This window comes from Arthrobacter sp. JCM 19049 (assembly GCF_001310435.1).
Map to the genome: position 1 here is coordinate 1 of NZ_BAXF01000854.1, position 664 is coordinate 664.

1 pseudogene is annotated in these 664 nt (G+C 68.2%); it reads left to right on the plus strand.

Annotation, left to right across the window (positions count from 1 at the left end):
* Positions 1–85: 85 nt before the first annotated feature.
* Positions 86–664 (plus strand): annotated as a pseudogene (locus JCM19049_RS16735) (chorismate-binding protein); the annotation flags it as partial.

The following is a 664-nucleotide window of genomic DNA, read 5'->3' on the forward strand; positions in this document are numbered from 1 at the left end:
GGCTGCAGCTCAAGGTGCGGGAGCCCGGGCCGCTGCCGGTGCCGGTGTTCAGCTGCCGCGACACCCCGAGCAGTACCGGGACAAGGTGCGCCGGGCGCAGCACGAAATCTGGCAGGGCAACAGCTATGAGGTGTGCCTGACCACCGAACTGCACGCCACCGTGGAGCATTTCTCCGCCTTCGAGGCGTATAGCCGGTTGCGTGAATCCTCCCCGGCCCCGTTTGCGCACTACCTGCGCCTGGCTCCCTGGAGGTGGCCAGCATCTCCCCGGAACGCTTCGTGAGCATCTCGGGCACCGGCAAGCTGCGCGCCGAACCGATCAAGGGCACCCGTCCGCGCGGCCAGGATCCCTCCAGCGATGCGGCGCTGCGTGAGGATTTGGCCTCCCATCCCAAGGACCGGGCGGAGAACATCATGATCGTGGACCTGCTGCGCAACGACCTGTCCCACCATGCGGTGCCCGGCACGCTGTCGGTTACCCGCTTGTGCGCCATCGAAAGCTACGCCACGGTGCACCAGATGGTCTCCACCATCGACGCGCAGCTGCGAGAACCGGCGCTGGCCGCCGCGGCGCTGCGCGAGGCCTTCCGCCCGGTCCATGACCGGGCCCCAAAACTGTCGACCATGCACATCCTGGACCGGCTGGAGGAAAACCGGGCGCGGG